Source organism: Nonomuraea mangrovi, assembly GCF_042681425.1.
GTDB lineage: Bacteria > Actinomycetota > Actinomycetes > Streptosporangiales > Streptosporangiaceae > Nonomuraea > Nonomuraea mangrovi.
Genome location: NZ_JBHUFV010000003.1, coordinates 230,833 through 248,574 on the forward strand (window position 1 = coordinate 230,833; position 17,742 = coordinate 248,574).

18 protein-coding genes are annotated in these 17,742 nt (G+C 70.6%); 11 read left to right on the top strand and 7 right to left on the bottom strand.

Translation table 11 applies throughout. The annotated features are described in order from the left end of the window. Nucleotides 1–43 precede the first annotated feature (43 nt). Nucleotides 44–505: a phosphotransferase family protein gene (locus ACFSKW_RS01250; RefSeq protein ID WP_379569168.1), complete on the top strand. Its 462-nt coding sequence runs from the start codon at nt 44–46 to the stop codon at nt 503–505. Nucleotides 506–563: 58 nt separating this feature from the next. Here the strand turns inward: ACFSKW_RS01250 and ACFSKW_RS01255 are convergent, their stop codons facing one another. Further along, a complete protein-coding gene (locus ACFSKW_RS01255; protein ID WP_379568182.1) occupies nt 564–1,220 on the bottom strand; it encodes a hypothetical protein in 657 nt (218 codons plus the stop codon). A gap of 676 nt (nt 1,221–1,896) precedes the next feature. Here ACFSKW_RS01255 and ACFSKW_RS01260 point away from each other — a divergent pair. The 3 genes from ACFSKW_RS01260 (at nt 1,897) to ACFSKW_RS01270 (ending at nt 3,708) form a co-directional block, all read left to right on the top strand. After that, on the top strand, nt 1,897–2,472 hold the full coding sequence (locus ACFSKW_RS01260; protein ID WP_379568184.1) for a DoxX family protein: 576 nt from the start codon (nt 1,897–1,899) through the stop codon (nt 2,470–2,472). Between the two features lie 413 nt (nt 2,473–2,885). Beyond that, nucleotides 2,886–3,098 (top strand): hypothetical protein, encoded by a 213-nt coding sequence (locus ACFSKW_RS01265; RefSeq protein ID WP_379568186.1) that lies wholly within the window; start codon nt 2,886–2,888, stop codon nt 3,096–3,098. A 73-nt stretch (nt 3,099–3,171) separates the two neighbouring features. Then, entirely contained in the window at nt 3,172–3,708 is a 537-nt protein-coding gene (locus ACFSKW_RS01270) for a hypothetical protein (protein WP_379568188.1), read from the top strand. 170 nt (nt 3,709–3,878) lie between these two features. Here ACFSKW_RS01270 and ACFSKW_RS01275 read toward each other — a convergent pair whose 3' ends face one another. From ACFSKW_RS01275 to ACFSKW_RS01290, 4 genes are all read right to left on the bottom strand, one after another. Then, complete coding sequence (locus ACFSKW_RS01275; protein WP_379568190.1) at nt 3,879–4,811, bottom strand: NADP-dependent oxidoreductase; 933 nt, start codon at nt 4,809–4,811, stop codon at nt 3,879–3,881. A gap of 348 nt (nt 4,812–5,159) precedes the next feature. Next, nucleotides 5,160–6,143: a GlxA family transcriptional regulator gene (locus ACFSKW_RS01280; protein ID WP_379568192.1), complete on the bottom strand. Its 984-nt coding sequence runs from the start codon at nt 6,141–6,143 to the stop codon at nt 5,160–5,162. A gap of 8 nt (nt 6,144–6,151) precedes the next feature. Beyond that, complete coding sequence (locus tag ACFSKW_RS01285; protein WP_379568194.1) at nt 6,152–6,565, bottom strand: universal stress protein; 414 nt, start codon at nt 6,563–6,565, stop codon at nt 6,152–6,154. Between the two features lie 12 nt (nt 6,566–6,577). Then, on the bottom strand, nt 6,578–7,783 hold the full coding sequence (locus ACFSKW_RS01290; protein ID WP_379568196.1) for a YbfB/YjiJ family MFS transporter: 1,206 nt from the start codon (nt 7,781–7,783) through the stop codon (nt 6,578–6,580). Between the two features lie 298 nt (nt 7,784–8,081). Here ACFSKW_RS01290 and ACFSKW_RS01295 point away from each other — a divergent pair, with 298 nt between their 5' ends. The 5 genes from ACFSKW_RS01295 to ACFSKW_RS01315 all read left to right on the top strand — a co-directional run bounded on the left by ACFSKW_RS01295 (nt 8,082) and on the right by ACFSKW_RS01315 (nt 13,962). Continuing rightward, complete coding sequence (locus tag ACFSKW_RS01295; protein WP_379568198.1) at nt 8,082–8,498, top strand: YciI family protein; 417 nt, start codon at nt 8,082–8,084, stop codon at nt 8,496–8,498. Nucleotides 8,499–8,505: 7 nt separating this feature from the next. Next, nucleotides 8,506–9,753: an RNA polymerase sigma factor gene (locus tag ACFSKW_RS01300; RefSeq protein WP_379568200.1), complete on the top strand. Its 1,248-nt coding sequence runs from the start codon at nt 8,506–8,508 to the stop codon at nt 9,751–9,753. Nucleotides 9,754–9,803: 50 nt separating this feature from the next. Beyond that, nucleotides 9,804–10,343: a CGNR zinc finger domain-containing protein gene (locus tag ACFSKW_RS01305; protein ID WP_379568202.1), complete on the top strand. Its 540-nt coding sequence runs from the start codon at nt 9,804–9,806 to the stop codon at nt 10,341–10,343. Nucleotides 10,344–10,353: 10 nt separating this feature from the next. Next, the gene (locus ACFSKW_RS01310) at nt 10,354–12,123 is read left to right on the top strand and encodes a CocE/NonD family hydrolase (RefSeq protein WP_379568204.1); all 1,770 of its coding nucleotides are present in this window, start codon (nt 10,354–10,356) and stop codon (nt 12,121–12,123) included. 111 nt (nt 12,124–12,234) lie between these two features. Continuing rightward, nucleotides 12,235–13,962 carry a thiamine pyrophosphate-dependent enzyme gene (locus ACFSKW_RS01315; protein ID WP_379568206.1) on the top strand — a complete coding sequence of 576 codons (1,728 nt, stop codon included), beginning with the start codon at nt 12,235–12,237 and terminating at the stop codon, nt 13,960–13,962. Between the two features lie 51 nt (nt 13,963–14,013). On the opposite strand, the gene ACFSKW_RS01320 is transcribed toward ACFSKW_RS01315, so the two are convergent. Continuing rightward, nucleotides 14,014–14,583, bottom strand: a complete 570-nt coding sequence (locus ACFSKW_RS01320) for a TetR/AcrR family transcriptional regulator (RefSeq protein ID WP_379568207.1) — start codon at nt 14,581–14,583, stop codon at nt 14,014–14,016. A 39-nt stretch (nt 14,584–14,622) separates the two neighbouring features. Here ACFSKW_RS01320 and ACFSKW_RS01325 point away from each other — a divergent pair, with 39 nt between their 5' ends. Further along, entirely contained in the window at nt 14,623–15,567 is a 945-nt protein-coding gene (locus ACFSKW_RS01325) for an ATP-binding cassette domain-containing protein (RefSeq protein ID WP_379568209.1), read from the top strand. Then, nucleotides 15,564–16,346 carry an ABC transporter permease gene (locus ACFSKW_RS01330; RefSeq protein ID WP_379568211.1) on the top strand — a complete coding sequence of 261 codons (783 nt, stop codon included), beginning with the start codon at nt 15,564–15,566 and terminating at the stop codon, nt 16,344–16,346. The genes ACFSKW_RS01325 and ACFSKW_RS01330 overlap by 4 nt, the downstream gene beginning before the upstream one ends. A gap of 46 nt (nt 16,347–16,392) precedes the next feature. Here the strand turns inward: ACFSKW_RS01330 and ACFSKW_RS01335 are convergent, their stop codons facing one another. Continuing rightward, nucleotides 16,393–17,736 (bottom strand): APC family permease, encoded by a 1,344-nt coding sequence (locus tag ACFSKW_RS01335; protein ID WP_379568213.1) that lies wholly within the window; start codon nt 17,734–17,736, stop codon nt 16,393–16,395. Nucleotides 17,737–17,742 lie beyond the last annotated feature (6 nt).

Genomic DNA, 17,742 nt, shown 5'->3' on the forward strand with positions numbered 1-17,742 from the left:
GCTAGGTCCACGATTCCCGCGCGCGAGGGCTGGCCAGCGGTGACTGCAGGTCCCGCCCGTCCTTCCGGGCGGGCGGCGGCGTGCCCTTGCGGCCGCGCGCGGCTGGTCGAGGCCGCGCTGCCACAACGACCTGTCCCCCGGCAACACCATCTACTCAGGCGGCAGAGCGATCGCGTTCGTCGATTGGGACCTGGCCGCACCCGGCCGGCGCATCCACGACGTGGCGCACCCGTGCTGGCAATTCACCCGTCTGCGTGAGGTCGAGCCGACCCTGGCGGGGATGCGAGCCGTCTGCGAGGGGTACGACCTGACCGACCGATCCGAGCTGATCGCAGCCGTGCTGTGGTGGCAGGAGCGCTGCCGCACCGGCATCGAGCGGGCCGCCCGCGCCGGGGACCCGGCCATGCTGCGGCTGCAAGGGCGCAGAGTGGTGGATGAGATCCACGCCGCAGAACAGTGGGTGAGGGCCCACCGGAAGACGCTGGAGGAAGGGCTGCGTCAGTGACCCGGCCCCGGCCACGTGGCGGGAGGCGGCGCAGGCTCGCTTGGGGCATGGGCCGTGCTCACGGGTCCAAGGCGGCGCCGTCTTCGCTGGTGGATTCGACCCGGGGCCGTTGCCCCCGGCTGGTCACGACGGCCACGGCGAGCGTGCCGAGGAACATGATCCAGCAGATCACCAAGACCACGGCGTGGACGTGCTTGGCGGTGCTCACCATGGGCCATCCGGTTCGGGGATCGGCCGGGAGCGGACGTAGCAGTCCGAGCGGATCCTCAAGGACGACGATCGACTCCGCCGGATCACCGTCCGTGCGGACCGCCTCCAGCCGTGCCCCCACGAACTCACTCCCCATCATCGCGCCACCGCCCACCTCGTCGCCGCTCGGCCCTTCAAGCTTCAGAAAGTTCGTGCAGACATATGAGGTGGCGGCATCCTGGCCGTGGGCCTGCTCGCCACACTCGCGGATCGTGTCCGCGACTGTGGCCTCGACCGGTCGGCCCAGGACGGTCAAGTACAAAGCGTGCAGGGGTTGCGCTCCACCGAGAAAAGTGACCAGGCCGAGGATCAGTTGCGTCAGTGCCGCGGCGGCGACCCACCGCAGTCGGCCGCCCAGGAAGAGCAGCAGCAGAAGCGGCGCGGCCAGCAGGCCGCCCATGTTGGCGATGAGCATCACGAAGGAGAGGATCCCGCCGTCGTTCCTGCCGAGGATCGACGGCGCCACCAGATCGCATATGAGGCATGCCACGAGTGCGAGCAGACGTCCCTGCCACGGCTTCGAAAGCATCGCTCTGTCCCCCTACGTCATCACCGGTCACGCCGCCGTGCCCGGCGCGGGGAGCGACCGGAGTACTCCGCCCGCTCGCCACGCTCCAGTCGTGCACGGCCATGCAGGGCGGCCGTCACGTCTGATCACACAAGTACTGATCGATCATCCACGTCGTCCTCGGCCCGATCAATACGCTCTGGCCCGCCTGACGACACCCTGATCGCATCGGTGGGCGGCTGCGAGACCACGGTGTCCACAGGTGATGCAGACGCCTTGAACGTCGACCGTGCCGAGGCGATCGTCCAGGGATCGGCTGGAGCGTCCGTTGGGTGACGGCTGCTTCGGAGAGGTGTGGCGGGCCGCTGATCTGCCGCGGGATCAGGCGGTCGCGATCAAGTTCCGGCACCGGAAGATCTCTGCTCGATACCCGTACCACGGGAACCGTCCCAACCCGCAGTCACGGTACACATTCGTGTTTCCGCAGGTGGACGGCATCCCGCGTGTCCCACCGTGTCCCACGGACAGCGCGCGCGACCTCGCCGCGGTGGTCGAATCAGTCCTGTCACCACGTACCGACCACCACGTGCTGACGAAGGAACAATCAACCCGACAAGAAAGGTCGTGACAGGACATGAACCGGCACGTCAGCGAGAACCTTCTCGACGCCAAGGACATCGAGCAGCAGCCCAAGCGGCGCGGAACGAGGTTCACGCTCAACGGCGCACTCTGGCCACTTCAAGTGCTGTTCGGCTTCTTCTTCGCCGGCAGCGGCTTCGGCAAGGTGCTGCTGTATGACGAAGCTCTGTACGCGGCGGCGCCCCGGGCCGTGGCTTGGTACGCCGCGGTGCCGCAACCCCTGATCGTCTTCATCGGGGTCTGTGAGGTCCTAGGCGGCATCGGCCTGATCCTGCCGGCGATGACGGGCGTCAAGCCGAAGCTGACGCCGCTCGCCGCCGTCGGCCTGACGCTGACGATGATCCTCGCGGCCGGCTTTCACGTCACGCGCGGCGAATACGCATTGGTGCCTGCGAATCTCCTGCTGGGAGGCGCCGCGGCGTTCATCGCGATCGGACGATGGAAGCTGAGGCCCGTCGCGCCCGTGATCACCACCACCTCACGCGTGCTCAAGTCGTTCGTGGTCCTCGGCGCACTGGTCCTGCTGGTATTCGCTCCGACGTGGTACACGATGACGCACGTCCCATTCTGATCACTGTGATTCGCACCCCGACCGCCCCGACGACCTCGCCCGGCATGAGCGGCTCATGGAGGGGCGCCGAGCGGGTGCGCCCGGAGGGCCCGGCAGCTGTTTCCAGGCGCTCACGCACGTTCCGGGCGCTCACGCACGTTTCCGGGCGCTCACGCACGTTTCCGGGCCGCCCCGCAGGCGCTGCCCGACGCCAGCCCGGTCGCCGCAGCACTCGCCGAGCTGCATCCGGCCTCCCTCGGCCGCTCCGTCCGGCTCGGCGAACAGACCTCCGCCCGCATCACCCAGGCCGCCCACTGCCTGCTGGAGCTGACCGGTGCTCTGGCCGGTCAAAGTCCTCTGGCTGTCCTCGAACGGCATTGCGGACTGCGCGACGGTTGGCAGTCGACCCCGACTCCAGACAGAGAGGAACCAACATGCGCACCCGGCGGAAACTGTCGAAGCTCGCGGCTGCGGTCACGGCGGCCGGAGGACTCGCGTTCACCGGAATGTCGTCGGCGGCCGCCGACGATCATCCGGCCCTGGGGAACGCCGCCCCGCTCACCTGCGGCAGCGGCGTGCTCCTCGACGGCCTCCGGGCCCTCACGATCACTGAGAGCGGCCGCGACGAGGTGTGCCGCCGCAGGTGAGAGCGCTGATGGCGGAGCCGTGCGGGCCTACCACCGGCTTGCCATGACGCCAGGTTGACGCCATAGTGGCGTCATGGATCTCGCGCCTTACGTCGACTATCTGCGCCAGGAGCTGGCGGCCGCTGCCGAAGTCGGGGGTGAGGAAGCCCGCGCGCTCGCCGAGCGGCTCACCGGGCCGCTGGAGTCCGCCACCAGGCTAGCCCTGCTGGAAGCGCTGTCGAAGGCGGCCGACGAGATCACCCGCGACCTGGCGCCCGGGTCGGTCGACGTCCGCCTGCGCGGTCGCGACCCCGACTTCGTCGTCAGGATGCCGCTCGAGGAGTCGGCGGACGAGGGCCTCGACTCCACACCCGCAGCCGCCTCCCCGTTGAGGCCGCCCGCTCCGCCGCTGCCGCCGGAGGGCGACGAGGGCGGTACCTCGCGCATCAACTTCCGGCTGCCTGAGCATCTCAAGGCCAGGGTCGAGGACGCGGCGGGCAAGGAGAGCCTGTCGGTCAACGCCTGGCTCGTCCGGGCCGTCGCGGCCACCCTCGATCCCGACGAGAACCGCCGCCCCGGTCGCCGCACCGCCACCGCATCGGGCCGCCGCTACACGGGCTGGGTCCGCTAACCCCGCGCGGTCAACCGGCAGGGCCGCCGATCCTGGCGCCCAGGAGCAGGGCCGCCGATTCGCCGTCCCGGAGCGGGGCCGCCGGTCCGCTCGCCCGCCGGTGCCGGACCGGGCAGTTGATCCCAAGGGCGCCGAGCAACGCCGGTCCGGGTTGGCCGGGAGCAGGGGCATCAGATGCCGGGCGGCTCGTCGGCTACCTGGATGATCGTCCTGCCGGGGGCGCGCCGCTTCGCCGTGAGCGCGGTTCGAGCCTCGGCCAGCGAGTGAACGGCGCCCACGAGCGGGCGCAGCCGTCCCTCCTGGACCCGCCGGGCCAGGTCGGCGAGCCGATACCGGTCGGGTTCGACGATGAAGAAGATCGCGCGGCCGTCCTCGGGCCGGACCTTGGGAGGTGCGGCGATGGTGACGAGAGTTCCGCCGGGCCGTACCAGGGCGGCTGAGCGGTCGAGCACCTCGCCCCCGATCACGTCCAGCACCACGTCCACCGGTCCTGCATCCTCCAGCCGGTCGCTCTGAAGGTCGACGAACGCGTCAGCGCCCAGCTCCAGAGCCGTGTCCCGGGCGGCGGCGCGGCCTGTGGCGATCACGCGGGCCCCGGCGTCGTGGGCGAGCTGGACCGCGAGCGATCCGACCCCGCCCGCCGCGCCGTGGATCAGCACGCTCTGCCCAGCCTCCAGTCGTCCGTGGTCGAAGAGGCCCTGCCATGCGGTGAGCCCGGAGACGGGCAGCGCGGCGCCGTGCACGTGCTCGATCGTCGCCGGCAGCGGCGCCAGGTTACGGGCCTCCACCGCCACGTACTGGGCGAGCGTGCCGTCGCGCGTCCAGTCCGTCAGCCCGAACACGCGCTGCCCCACGGTCAGGCCGGAGGTGCCCAGTCCCAGCTCGGCCACCACACCGGACACCTCGTGCCCGGGGATCGTGGGCGTGCGGTCACGGCCGGCGCGATCGATCCAGGTGCCCGACCAGTCGAGCTCTCCGGGCGTGAATCCGGCCGCGTGCACCTTGACGATGACGTCGTTCTCGGACGCGTGCGGATAGGGCGCGTCCTCCCACACCAGCCCGTCCAGTCCGGCATCCCGGTCGCGTGTCCTGATCGCCTTCATCGTGTTCCTCTCGCACATGGTTCTTGCCGATCAGAGCGGCGTTGTCCTGCCGGAAAACCCACCCCTGGGGCCCGACTCATCGGACGAGGACCGGCCGTGCGCCGTCATCATGTGAAGACGTGCTGTCTCTACGGGCCGTGCCCACCAGCGCGCTCAGCATCGTTCGTTCACTCGTCGACGGCCAAGCTACAAGCCGATTTGGCTGGTTGTAAGTACCAATTCCGAACGAAGTGATTGGGCCAAACAAATCCTCCAAGGCGGCGGTGACCTGGCCGTGTTCCGCCCACGATGAGGCGAGGGCTGAAGCGCGTTCGTCCGCCCCGGCCCCGCCCTGCGACGACGAGGCGCTCAGGACGTCGGGCAGCCGTCGCCGGTGGTCCTGAACCGGGCCCGGTAGGCCACAGGGGGCACTCCGAGTTCGCGGACGAAGGCTCGGCGCATCGTCTCGGGCGAGCCGAACCCCGATCGGCGGGCGACCACGTCGAGTGGCTGGTCTCCCGTCTCCAGCAGGTTCTTGGCCCGCTCCATGCGGGCCTGCTCGACGTACCGGGCGGGCGTCGTGTCGAGCTCCTGGCGGAAGAGCCTGGTCAGCTGGCGTACGCTGACGCCCGCCCGTTCGGCCATCGCCTCCAGGCTGTGGTCACCTGCCGGGTCGAGGATGACGGCGTCGAGCGCCGTCCTGAGCGGCTCGCACCGCTGGGCCGGCGGGTTGAGGCGGACGCTGAACTGTGACTGGCCGCCCGGCCTCTGCATGAAGACGACCAGGTGCTTGGCGACGGTCCTGGCCAGGTCGGCTCCGTGGTCGGCCTCGACGAGGCCGAGCGTCAGGTCGATGCCCGAGCTGATCCCCGCCGAGGTGACCACCTTGCCGTCCCTGACGAAGATGGCGTCGCCGTCCACGTTGATCTTCGGGTAGTCGTGGGCGAGCCGTTCGGCCAGGTCCCAATGCGTGGCGGCCCGGTGACCGTCGAGCAGTCCCGCGGCGGCGAGCACGAAGGCTCCTGCGCACACGGACGCCACCTGCTCGGCCTTGTGCGACAGCCGCCTGACCTGCTCGAGCAGCGGCTGGTCGGCGGCGGTCGCCGCCACGTCGGGACTGCCGGGCACGAGCAGGACGTGCACGCTCTCGTCGAGATCCTCCATCGCGACGTCGGCGCCCATCCTGAAGCCGCCGCTCGTCACGATGTCGCGGCCACCGGGCGAGGCGAGCACCGGCCGGTAGTCGGCGCCGTGCTCGTTCGCCACGGTGAACACCTCGAGCGGGCCGGTCACATCGAGCAGGCGGACGCCGTCGTACACGACGACGACCACGGCTCGACCAGCCCGCCCCATGCTGCGATTCATACCACGAGCAGCAACGATGCGGGAGCGCGGAGGCTGACCTCATGACTCACGCTTGACCCGAGCAGCGCGCCGATCCTGCCGTGGTGGCCGGGGCCGAGCACGATCAGGTCGCTGCCGAGCTCGCGTGCCCTGGTCACGATGAGGTCGGCGACGTTCTCGTGCAGGACGTCGGCGACCTCCCCCTCGGCGTTGACGCCCGCCGCGCGCAGCCTGACGACCTCGCGATCGATCACGGCCTGGGCCACGTCGTCGTCCTCCAGGTCGACGACCCTGTCGTAGACGGCCTCCGCCTCGTCCGCGTGCAGGACATGGACGGCGGCGCCGGTCGCCTTCGCGAGATACTCGACGGCGTCCATGACCCTGGCGGCCCTGGTGGAACCGTCGATGGCGGTGAGGATGTGCTGGTACACGGGGTTCTCCGATCAGGAAGCGGTGTGTTCGCGCTGGACGAGCGCGGTCAGAGCGGCCAGGACGAGCAGCCCCGCCGACAGCCACAGGCCGCGGGCGATGCCGCCTTCGCCGTCCGACATCAGCCCTGACAGGAGCGGGCCCACGGCCTGCCCGACGGAGAAGGCGACGGTCAGCAGGGCGATGCCCGCCGTCCAGCCCGACGCGGGCAGCATGCGGCGCGCGATCACGGTCGCGGCCGTGGGTCCCGCCATGAAGCCGCCGCCGAAGACGACGGCCGACAGCAGGGCGGCCACGGGGCCCGCGGGCATGAGCAGCACGGGCAGGACGCCGAGGAACACCAGGGCGGCGACGAGAGCGGGCGCGCGTCCCGCGCGAAGGCGTCCGACCAGGTGCCCCCAGACGCTGAGCGTGGCGACGACCGACGCGACGCCGAGGACGACGAAGAACAGCGCGGTCATCGACGCGCCGAGCCCCTGCGACTTCAGCAGCGCGATGACGAACGTCATGTAGCTGACGTAGCCCGCGCCGAACAGGATGTACCAGGCGAACGTCGGCCCGAGGCGGCGGATCTGCTCGCCGGACAGCGTGGCCGCGTGCGTGCCCGTCGCCTCGGCCACCGCCCTGGCGCCTAGCCAGGCCGGGACCAGCGCGATCATGGCCAGCACGCCCATGAGCAGCCAGCCCGTCCGCCATCCCGCGTCGCCCGACGAGAGCGCGGCGGGAACGACGAGGCCGGAGATGACGACCCCGATGCCCACGCCTGTCATGTAGACGGCGACGAGCAGCGCGGAACGGCGTTGCACGGCGCCCACGGCGATGCGGGAGGCCAGCGCCGATCCCACCACGAAGGCGACCGCGGTGGTGAACCCACCGGCGAATCGCAGTCCCAGCAGGACCGGCAGGCTCGCCGTCGCCGCCGTCGCCAGCAGCGCGACGCCGCTCAGGGCGAGGCTCCACAGGAACGCCGCGCGGCTTCCCCTCTTCCTGGCCCAGAAGGCGGCGCCGGCGGCGCCCAGGATGTACCCGAGCGCGTTCGCGGTGTTCATGCCGCCCGCCTGGGCGTAGCTCCAGTGCAGTTCCTGGTGCATGGGCGGCAGCAGCAGCGCGTACGCGAAGCGGGTGAAGCCCAGCGCCACCACCGGCCCCGCGGCCAGGCCGAGCGCGATCAACGCCTGCGAGGCGAGGCTCGTCTGCCTTTCAGTGGAGAGTGCGGTCATGACCGGATTCCTCCACGCGCGTACCTCTTCATGATCTCTCCTTTCGTCAGCGGCCGACAGCAGTCATCAAGGCCCGGAGCACCCCGATCGATGGCCGCACTTCTGGACATCCCTCCCTCGAATCCGGCCACGTGGGATCGACGGGCTCACGCCATGCGACCGCGTATGCCGGTGCGCGCCGGTCTGTGACGTGCGTCACAATCGGTGATTGTTCGTGGCAAGGTGTCAACGTGGGGTGCGGCGGCTACGACGTCTCCGGTGAAGGCGCCGACGGGCACCGAGGAGAGAAGAGGGCACGATGAAGTACATGATCATGCTGTACGCCTCGCAGCAGGACTACGACGCCATGGCGGAGAGCGCGGCGAACCCGTCGCCCTCGACCGGCGAGGACTTCGCGGCGATGGGCGCGTTCATGGAGCAGTGGAACAAGGAACTGGTCGAGTCCGGCGAGTTCGTCGACGCCCGCGGCCTGGCGGCGCCCGTGCACACCAGGCGGGTCCGCCTGCGCGACGGCGCCCCGGTCGTGACCGACGGGCCCTACCCCGAGACCGCCGAGGTCCTCGCCGGTTACACGATCGTCGAGTGCGACAGCTTCGACAGGGCCACCGAGATCGCCGCCCGCCTGACCGAGTGTCCCGCGCCCGCGCACGTGCGGGCCAGGGCGATGGCGGACGTGCGGCTGATCGTCGAGGAGCGCGGCGACCTGGAAGCATGACCTTCCCATGACCGGGGAGCACGCCGAGCAACGTGTCGAGGATCTGCTGCGCCGGTTGGCGCCGCAGGTGCTCGGGGCGCTCGTGCGCCGCTACGGGCATTTCGACACCGCGGAGGACGCCGTCCAGGAGGCCATGATCGCGGCCTCCCGGCAGTGGCCGGTCGAGGGGATGCCGGTCAACCCGCGCGCCTGGCTGATCACGGTCGCCTCCCGGAGGCTGACGGACCTGCTGCGCAGCGAGCAGGCGCGCCAGCGTCGCGAGGACACCGTCGCCCTGTGGGCGACGCGCGAGGACCGGGTGGCGCCCCCGGCCGACCGGCCTGCCGCCGACTCCGACGACACGCTCATCCTGCTGTTCATGTGCTGCCATCCCGCGCTGTCGCCCGCGCTGCAGATCGCACTCACGCTGCGCACCGTCGGCGGGCTGACCACGGCGGAGATCGCCCGCGCCTTCCTCGTGCCCGAGACGACCATGACGGCGCGCATCAGCAGGGCCAAGCAGCGCATCAGGGCGAGCGGCGTGCCGTTCCGCGTCCCTGCCGAGTCCGAGCGCGCCGACCGGCTCACGGCCGTGCTGCACGTCCTCTATCTGATCTTCACCGAGGGGTACGCGAGCACGTCGGGCAGCGACCTGTACCGGAGCGAACTGGCGGCCGAGGCGATCAGGCTGACCAGGATCGTCCACGGGCTGCTGCCGCGCGACGGCGAGGTGGCGGGGCTGCTCGCGCTCATGTTGCTCACCGACGCGCGCCGCCCTGCGAGGACGGGCCGCGACGGGGCGCTGATCCCGCTGGCCGAGCAGGATCGGGCGCTCTGGAAGGCGGAGTACGTCGAGGAGGGCGTGGCGTTGATCTCCGAGGCGCTGCCGCGGGGGCCGGCCGGGCCGTACCAGTTGCAGGCGGCGATCGCGGCGATCCACGACGAGGCGGCGACGGCGGAGGACACGGACTGGCCGCAGATCGTGGCGCTGTACGAGCTGCTGATGCGGATCTCCGACAACCCGATGGTGGCGCTGAACCACGTGGTGGCGGTGGCGATGGCGGGGGATGTCCCGGCGGGGCTGTCGCTGCTGTCGAAGGTGGAGGCCGATCCGCGCATCACCGGGCATCACCGGGTGCTGGCGGTGCGGGCGCATCTGCTGGAGATGGCCGGTGACGGCGCGGCGGCGAGGGAGTCATACGTGGCGGCGGCCCGGCGTACCGACAGCCTGCCCGAGCAGCGCTACCTCAACGCGAGGGCATCCCGTCTCAAGTGACGAGCCGGCGTGCACCTAATGCTGTAAGAGGACGATGTAGCATTAGAGCCATGCTCATCGGAGAGCCTCTGGCGCTGGATCTGATCAACACCCGCCCCCTCGACACCGACCTGATCGCCACCCCCGACCTCCTCAGGCGATGGCTCGACCTCGAAGCCGACAGGCTGCCGGGCTTCGACGGGGTGCTGTCGGAGGACGACGTGACGGCCGTGCGCGGCGTACGCGATCATGCGAGTGCCGCCGTCCACGCCCTCCTGAGCGGGGAGCGGCCCGGCGAGGCCGCACTGCGCGGCCTCAACGACGCGCAACGGGCCGCACCCGCCGTCAGGGAGCTGAGCTGGGACGGTGCCGCGCTCACCGCGACAGAGGTCCGCACCGGCCCGCCTGGTGTACGGCTGGCCGCCGCCCTCGCCGAGGCCGCGGCCGACCTGCTGGGCGACCAGGCGAGCGGGAGGATCCGCCAGTGCGAGGCCCACGACTGCGTGATGCTGTTCCTGCCCGCGCATCCCAGGCGGCGCTGGTGCGCGGCCGCGCTGTGCGGCAACCGGGCGAGGGTCGCGCGCCACTACCGCCGCCACAGAACGGTGTGAGACTTGGCGGATGAGATCATTATGGGTCGCCGTCTGTACGGCGATCGCCGTGACCACCCCAGTCCACCAGGCGCAGGCCTCCACCTACTCCTACGAGAACGCCATCCGCGAGACCGCGTGGGTGGAGCTCGACGTCGACCTGGATCGCGACGGCCACAGGGACCGCCTGGCCGCTGACGTCATCCGCCCCTCCGAGCCGGCGGCGAGCGGTGAGAAGGTCCCTGTCCTGATGGACATCAGCCCCTACTACGCCTGCTGCGGCAGGGGCAACGAGGCCCAGAAGAAGACCTACGACGCCGACGGCAGGCCGGCCGGGTTTCCGCTCTACTACGACAACTACTTCGTGCCGAAGGGCTACGCGGTGGTGCTGGTCGACATGTCGGGCACCAACAGGTCGACGGGCTGCATGGACCGGGGCGGCCCGCACGACGTGGCCGCCGGCGCGCAGGTGGTGAACTGGCTGAACGGCAGGGCCCGCGCCTACACCAGGCCATTCGGCGGCGAGCCGGTCGGGGCGGGCTGGTCGACGGGCGCGGTCGGCATCTGGGGCAAGTCGCACGACGGGTGGCTGGCCAACGGCATCGCCACGACCGGGGTGCGCGGGCTGAAGACGGTCGTGTCGATCGCCGGCAACACCGACATCTACCGCACCTTCAACGCCAACGGCGCCTGGCGCGGTTACGAGCAGACGGACGCGGGCCCTCCGCAGCTCTACAACGAGCGTGCGATGCGGCTGTGCGCGCCGTTCACGGAGGAGCTGAACAGGCAGGAGGGCACCGACGGCGACTGGAACAGGTACTGGCAGGAGCGCTACTACCCCGGCAAGGCCGACAGGGTACGGGCGAGCGTCTTCGTGACCCAGGGATTCGGCGACTACGCGGTGTCGGCCTCGAACTTCTCCCTCTGGTGGCGGGCGTTGCGGGTGCCGCGCAAGGCGTGGCTGTTCCAGGGCGGCCACGTGGACCCGTTCGACCTGCGCAGGGCCGACTACGTGAGCACGGTCGAGAGGTGGTTCGACAGGTGGCTGCGCGGTGCCGACAACGGCGTGGACCGCGAACCCGCCGTGACGATCGAGCACGCGCCCGGCCGGTGGAGTGACGCGCGGGCGTGGCCCGCGCCCGCCGCGCGCCCGCGGACGTGGTGGCCTCGGCCGGAGGGCCTGTCCACAACCCGTCCGGAGGCTCCCGCGCAGGCCACTTTCCACGACAACCCGGACATCGGCCGGTTCGAGTGGGTGAAGGACGAGCCCTCCGACAACAGGCTGCTGTACAAGACCGAGCCGCTCGCGACCGAGACCCGCCTGTCGGGCACGGGCCGGGTCACGGTGACGATGAAGTCGTCCACGCCCGTCGCCAGGGTGGGCGTCGCCGTGGTCGACTACGGCCCGGCGACGATCAGGGACTACGTCGAGATCACCGGGCAGGGCGGCATCCGCACGCTGACCACCCGCTCGTGCTGGGGGGAGAGCAGCGGCGCCGACAGCGCCTGCTACCTCGACACCGAGACGGCGACCACGACCGTGGACCGCGAGATCGTGGCCACCGGCTGGGCCGACCTCGGCCACCACGCCACGCTGCGGCACGGCCTCCCGCTGGACCCCGGCCGGTTCTACACGATGAGCTTCGACCTGTCGCCGCTCGACCACGTCGTCCCTGCGGGCCACCGTATCGGGCTGGTGATCGGCGGGACCGACTACTGGGAGTTCCTCGATCCCGGCCGGCGCCCCACGCTCACGGTGGATCTGGCGAGAACCTCTCTCACCCTGCCCGCGGTCGGCTGAGCTCCCCTCCCCGGCCCCGCGCCGGGGAGGGCCGACCGGCAGACCGGTACGGCACGACTGGACCCGCCGTCCGGGGTAGGAGGTGGTGCGGAACAGGAAAAGGGGATGCCGATGAGCCGCACCGTAGCCGACGATCTGGTGGACGTGCTGGTCCGGGCGGGAGTCACCCGCGTCTACGGGCTGGTGGGCGACAGCCTCAACGCCTTCAGCGACGCCGTCAGACGCAGCGGCACCCTGCAGTGGGTGCACGTGCACCACGAGGAGAGCGCCGCCTTCGCGGCCTCCGCCGAGGCTCAGCTGACCGGGCGGCTGGCGGTGTGCGCGGGAAGCTGCGGCCCTGGCAACGTGCACCTGATTCAGGGCGTCATGGACGCGCACCGCTCCGGCGCGCCCGTCCTGGCCCTGGCCTCGCACATCGCCTCCACGCAGATCGGCATGGGCTTCTTCCAGGAGACCAAACCCGAGCTCCTGTTCGGCCAGGCCAGCCACTACTGCGAGCTCGTCTCCAAGCCGGCCCAGTTGGACCGCACGGCGAGGATCGCGATCCAGAACGCGGTCGGCAAGGGCGGCGCGGCCGTCCTCGTGCTCCCGGGCGACGTTCTCTCCGACGAGTCGGCCCACGAGCCTCCGGACAGCGCGCTGGTCGCCGGCCGCCCGAAGCCGGTGCCCGACGACGCGGCGGTGGCCGAGCTGGCCGAGCGGATCAACGGCGCGAGCAAGATCGCGATCTTCGCGGGCATCGGGTGCGCGGAGGCACGCGAGGAGGTACTGCGGCTCGCGGCATGGCTGGAGGCGCCCATCGGCCACACGCTGCGCGGCAAGGACGTCATGCAGTACGACAACCCCTACGACGTGGGCATGACGGGGTTGCTCGGCTACGGCGCCTGTCACAAGGCGCTGCACGAGGCCGATCTGGTGCTGCTGCTGGGCACCGACTTCCCCTACACCGACTTCCTGCCCGCCCGCGACAACGTACAGGTCGACCTCGACCCGTCCAGACTCGGCCGCAGGGCGCCGATCAGCCAGGGTATCGCCGCCGACGTGGGCCACACGATCAGGGCGCTGATGCCGCTGCTGCGCGAGAAGACCGACCGGTCCTTCCTGGACGGCATGCTGCGCGAGCACGAACGCGCCGTCAGGCGGAGCGTCGACGCCTACACCCACGACGTCGACCACCTGGTGCCGATCCATCCCGAATACCTCGCGGCGCTCGTCGACGAGCTCGCCGCCGACGACGCGATCTTCACCGCCGACACCGGCATGTGCTGCACGTGGGCGGCCAGGTACCTCACCCCCAACGGCAGGCGACGGCTGATCGGCTCGTTCGTGCACGGGTCGATGGCCAACGCGCTGCCCATGGCGATCGGCGCGCAGTTCGCGTACCCGGGCAGGCAGGTGGTGTCGCTGTCCGGCGACGGCGGGCTGGCGATGCTCATGGGCGAGCTGCTCACGGTGAAGACGCACCGGCTGCCGGTCAAGGTCGTGGTCTTCAACAACTCCAGCCTCGCGATGGTCAGGCTGGAGATGATGGTGGCCGGCGACCCGCCGTTCGAGACCGACCACGACATGGTCGACTACGGCGCCATCGCCTCGGCCGCGGGGTTCTTCACCAGGAGGGTCACCGAGCCTGGCCGGCTGCGGGAGGCGGTCAAGGAGGTGCTCGCGCACGACGGGCCCGCGCTGCTCGACGTCGTCACGACCGCCGACGCTCTCGAGGTGCCGTCGCATGTCACGGCGGCCGAGGCGCGCGGGTTCGCGCTGTCCATGGGCAAGATCGTCCTGGACGGCGGGATCGGCGAGGCGTGGCGGCTGGCGCGCACGAACCTGCGCCACCTCTGAGTGCGGCGACCGGCGGCTCGTACCCCGGCCGGCAGCCCATCCGCCCGTCCCCTACCTCACCACTCCGTTCTCGAAGGTGCGGATCACCGTGGCGGTGACGCCGTGACGAGGCAGCTCGCCCTTCTCGGCCGCCTCCCACCCGGAGTAGGTCAGCGACCAGATCACGGTCTGGATCCACTCGGGGGTGGAATCGAGGTCGAAGACGCCCTCCTCCTGTCCGCGCTTGATGAGGTCGATCGTCGTCGGCACCGACATGTCGGGTTCGAAGCAGTCGGTGAAGTCCTCCAGCACGCGCGGGTCGCCGAACAGGAAGGCCAGCCGGTCGCCGACGTCGACCATGGCCGCGAGCAGGCGCCGCATGGCCTCCAGCGCGGGCCCCTGGTCGATCGCGGCCTCGCGGACCGAGTCCTCCACCGCACGGAAGGAGTCGACGATCGCGGCCGCCATCAGCTCGTTCCTGTCGGCGAAGTAGCGGTGCAGGGTGCTGCGCCCGACCTGGGCCGCCTCGGCGATGTCGGCGAGCGTCGCCTTGCGGTCGCGGGCGAGAGTGGCGGCGGCGGCCGCCAGGATCGCGCGGCGCGTACGACTGCGGGTCCCGGACTCGGGAGTGGAACTGCTCACTCCCAAACTCTAACATGAAGGTTTGACTTTGGGACATCGATGTCTCATTCTAAAGCAATGAACTCCTATTCACTCGTCGCCGAGGGGCTGTCCAAACGCTTCGGCGGCACCCTCGCGCTCGACGGCTTGGATCTCGCCGTGCGGGAAGGGACGGTCTGCGGGCTGCTCGGCCCCAACGGGGCGGGCAAGACCACCGCCGTGCGCATCCTGACCACGCTGCTCCGGGCCGACGGCGGCAGGGCCACGGTCGCAGGTCTCGACGTGGCCACCCAACCGGAGAAGGTCCGCCAGGTCATCGGCCTGGCCTCGCAGGAGCCGGCCGTGGACGAGATCCTCACCGGCAGGGAGAACCTGGTGATGTGGGGCAGGCTCTACCACCTGGACGCCAGGCGGGCCAGGCGCAGGGCCGACGAGCTGCTGGAGCAGTTCGGACTCACCGAGGCGGCGGGCAAGCGGATCAAGCACTACTCCGGCGGGATGCGCCGCCGCCTCGACCTGGCCGCCACCTTCATCCAGGCGCCGCGCGTGCTCTTCCTCGACGAGCCGACGACGGGCCTCGACCCTCGCAACCGCAACGAGGTGTGGCAGGCCATCCGCACGCTGGTCGTGAACGGCAGCACGGTACTGCTCACCACCCAGTACCTGGACGAGGCCGACCAGCTCGCCGACCAGATCGCGGTGCTGCGCCAGGGCAGGGTGATCGCCGACGACGCGCCGGACCGGCTGAAGTCGTCGATCGGCGGCGACCGGCTCGACCTGGTGCTGCGCGACCCGGCGGATCTGCAGGAGGCCGGCGACATCCTGGCCGCCTTCGGCCCGCCCGTGGCCGACCCCGACACGCGCCGGCTGTCCGCGCCCGTCGCCGACCGCATGCACGCCCTCGGCCAGGTCATGCGCGCGCTGGAGGCCAAGGGGATCGAGGTCGAGGACGTGTCCCTGCGCCGGCCCACGCTCGACGAGGTGTTCCTGAAGGTGACGGCATGACCCACGTGCTCTCCGACAGCTGGGTGATCGCCAGGACGAACCTGCTGCACTGGGTGCGCAACCCTGCCGCGATCCTCTCGGGCCTGCTGTACCCGATCGTGATGGTGCTGCTGTTCGGCTACGTCTTCGGCAGCGCGATGGCCGTCGCGGGCGCGGGAGACAACTACCGGGAGTACCTGATGCCCGGCATGTTCGGCCAGACGATGGCCGTCGGCATCACGACCACGTTGATCGTCGTCACCACCCACGCGGCCAAGGGGGTGACCGACAGGTATCGCTCGATGCCCGTGTCGCAGACCGGCGTGGTGCTCGGCAGGGCCGTCTCCGACATGATCAGCTCGGCGATGGAGCTGACCATCCTCATCGCGTGCGGCCTGGCGGTCGGCTGGAGCTGGCACAACGGGCCGCTCAAGGCGCTGGCCGCGGTGGGCCTGCTGCTGCTCCTGCGCTTCTCGCTCATCTGGGTCGGGATCTTCGCCGGGCTGAAGCTCACCCCTGAGGCCGCCGGCGCCTCATGGATGATCATGCTGCCGCTCACGATGGTCGCGAACACGTTCGTCTCCCCCGCCCAGATGCCGGGATGGATGGGCCTGCTCGCCGAGTGGAACCCGCTGTCGGCCACGGTCGCCGCCTGCCGCCAACTGTTCGGCAACCAGGGGTTCGCGGGCGGGTCGTGGGCGTCGGAGCACGCGCTGCCGCTGGCCGTGGCGTGGCCCGTGGTGATCACGCTGGTCTTTCTGCCGCTGTCGGCGCGCGCCTACCGGCGGCTGAGCCGCTGACCGGCCGGCCGTGCCGTACAGGGGATGTACGGCACGGCCGCGCGCGTCAGACGGTCTCGCCCTCGTCCTGCCGCTGGCGGCGGGTGAAGGCCCAGTTGACCAGCCACAGCAGGATGCCGATGCCGAGCAGGACGCCCGCCGTGATGTACACGGTGCCCGGCCGTCCGGTCAACGGGCTGGCCAGCACGACCGCCATGACGGCGCCGATCGCGGGCAGCGCCGTCGGCGCCCGGTAGTGCTCGTGGTCCACCTCCTCCTTGCGCAGCACGAGCACGGCGATGTTGACCACGGCGAAGACACACAGCAGCAGGAACGCCGTGGTCTCGCCGAGCCCGGAGATCTCGCCTGTGGAGATGAGGCCGATGGCCAGTGCGGTGGTGAACAGGATCCCGACGATGGGAGTGCGGCGGCGCGGGTCCACCAGGCCGAGCGAGCGCGGCACGACCCGCTCGTTGGCCAGGCCGTACACCAGGCGGGAGGCCATCATCATGTTGATCAGCGCGGAGTTGGCCACCGCGAAGATCGCGATCGCGGCGAACAGCTGCGGCGGGAAGCCCAGGCCGCCCGCCTTGACCACCTCGAGCAGCGGCCCGTCCGACTCCTTCAGGACGCGGTAGTCGACGAGCAGTGAGGAGGTGAGCGCGACCAGGATGTAGACGGTGCTGGTGATGGCCACGCCCAGGAAGATCGCGCGGGGGAAGTTGCGCGCCGGGTCCTGGGTCTCCTCCGCCATGTTCACCGAGTCCTCGAACCCGACGAAGGCGAAGAACGCCAGCGCGGTGCTGCCCAGCAGGGCCAGCAGCAGCCCGCCCGACTCCTCGGTGCTGATCTGCGTCAGCCGCGACGGTTCTCCGGCGCCCGTCGCGACCGCGTAGACGCCGATCAGGATGATGATCAGCAGACCGGTCAGCTCGATCAGGGTGAAGACGATATTGGTCTTGACCGACTCCGACACGCCTCGGTAGTTCAGCGCCGCGACGGCGACGATGAAGATGATGCCGACCACCACCGAGGGCAGGCTGACGAACTCCTGCAGGTACCTGCCGCCGATGGCGCGGGCCGCGGCGCTGGCCGAGGTGAGGCCCGAGCACATGACCGCGAAGGCCACCATGAACGTGAGGAACGGCTTCCTGAAGGCCAGCTGGGTGTAGAGGGCGGCGCCTGCCGCCCTGGGGTACTTGGTGACGAGCTCGACGTAGGACATGGCCGTGAACAGCGCGATCACGAAGCCGATGAGGAACGGGATCCACAGCGCTCCGCCGACTCTGCCCGCGACGGATCCGGTGAGGGCGTAGACGCCGGTGCCGAGGATGTCACCGACGATGAACAAGATCAGCAGCTTTGGTCCGATGGCGCGTTTCAGCGACACCTGTGCGGGGGGCGTAGTCATGAGGTT